Origin of the sequence: Streptomyces meridianus (assembly GCF_023703325.1) — a bacterium.
Lineage (GTDB): Bacteria > Actinomycetota > Actinomycetes > Streptomycetales > Streptomycetaceae > Streptomyces > Streptomyces meridianus.
Map to the genome: position 1 here is coordinate 1 of NZ_JAMQGM010000066.1, position 1682 is coordinate 1682.

The following is a 1682-nucleotide window of genomic DNA, read 5'->3' on the forward strand; positions in this document are numbered from 1 at the left end:
CCTCGCCGTTTCGGTTGGGGTGATGAGGCGTCGGTGAGGGGGAACTGCCGGGTGGCTGACGCGATTTCGGTTTTCGGGCATGGTGGAGGCCCGGCGCGGTGGCCGGGTTCTCCAGGGTCCTTTCGGGTCGTGGGCGGTCAGGGGCCTGGTGGTCAGCCGGCGGGACGGGGCAGTGCGGCGAGGCGATGGAAGGCCGTGGCCAGTTCGTTCCTCCAGGGCCAGGTCGCCGATATCCGCAAGCGCAGGCGTCGGCCGCCGAGGGTGAGGCGGGCGGCGACGTGCAGCAGCCGGTAGCGGAGCTTCTTCGGCTCGGCAGTGGCCAGCTCCCCGTCCAGTAGCAGGACGCGCGTCCAGGCCAGCAGATCGATCGCCGCGAGGCTGAGTTCGAGCCAGACGGCGTTGACGTTGAAGTCGCGGGAGGGGAAGCGGCCGAAGCCGGTGGTCTTGCCGCATCGGATGTGGTCCTCGACGGTGGCATGCCCGCGGTGACGGACCTCCAGGAACTGGGCGGATCCGCCCCCGGAGTATGGCGTGTCGGTGAGGAAGACCTGGTGCCGCAGGCCCTCGTCCTGGTCGAACAGTGAGAGCTGGGCTCCGGGGTGTGGCCGCTCGCGGCGCACGATGATGCGGGTGCCGGTCGGATAGCCGGGCAGCTCGAGCATGCCGGTCAGCTCGGCGACCTCAGCACCGTCACGCAGCGTCCCGTCCTGGTCCAGGGCGGGATGCCAGAGGCGGTCGGGCATGGTCCGGACAGCTCGGCGGACCGGGTCGGTAATGGCGTATCCGACGGAGAAGAAGGTACGGATTCCTCGTTTGCGCAGGTCACGAACGTGGGCGAGGAAGGCTTTCGCGGATCCGGCACTGTCGGCGCGGATGAGGATGTCGGTGCCGTGCCGGTGAGCGTCGGGGATCTGCGCGATTGCCTGGTCGAGCACCGTGATGTGATCGGCGGCAGTGTTGGCTCCGGAGTTCCCGGGCCGCAGCCGCCCCGATACGGCCTCGCCGGTGTTCGCGAGGAAACACAGAAGCGGGTGGAAGCCGAAGCCGCCCTTGTAGGTGGGTGCGGCCTGCTCCTTCTCGGAGTGGCAGGTGACCAGTGTGGCGTCGAGGTCCAGGACCAGTCCGGGCAGTGCACGTCCGCCGGCCCGGGCTGCGGGTATGCCCTCGCCCCGTTCAGCGGCCTGCAGCCAGGCCACCTCCCGGGCGTGGGCGCGGGCCGAGCGCAGAGCGGTCAGCGTCCTGTCGTCGGTGTCGGCGAGCAGTCGCCAGGCCGTCGGTGTCGAGGCGACGGGGCCGAACACCTCGCCCTGGTCGCGCAGTAACGCCAGGTCCGCGATGGCCTCGCCGCCGTCGGCGAGCATCACCGCCAGGTCGGTGGCGATCTGTCCCGGATCATGACCGGTCCCGCGCGGCCGAAGCGGCCTGAGCGCGGCGGAGTAAGCGGCGGTCAGCCCGGTGGCGTCAGCGAGATCGGCCAGCAACCGTGCCCCGGCATGCCCGACCACCCCCGAACCATCGGCGCTGACGTGGACCTTGGGACGCAACCCGATAGCCTGCACGTAGAAAGTGCCCTCCGCTTGGACTGACAGAACCCCTCAGCAAGGTTCATCGTCCCAGGTCAGGAAGGCACTTTCGCGTTTTCGCCCAACCAGCCGCCGTACCCAACCGAAACGGCGAGGCTA

General features: G+C 69.7%; 1 protein-coding gene. It reads right to left on the reverse strand.

Annotated features, from left to right (window positions below; all coding sequences use genetic code 11):
• Positions 1 to 152: 152 nt before the first annotated feature.
• A complete protein-coding gene (locus M1E25_RS24600) occupies positions 153 to 1589 on the reverse strand; it encodes an IS1380 family transposase (RefSeq protein ID WP_251419357.1) in 1437 nt (478 codons plus the stop codon).
• Positions 1590 to 1682 lie beyond the last annotated feature (93 nt).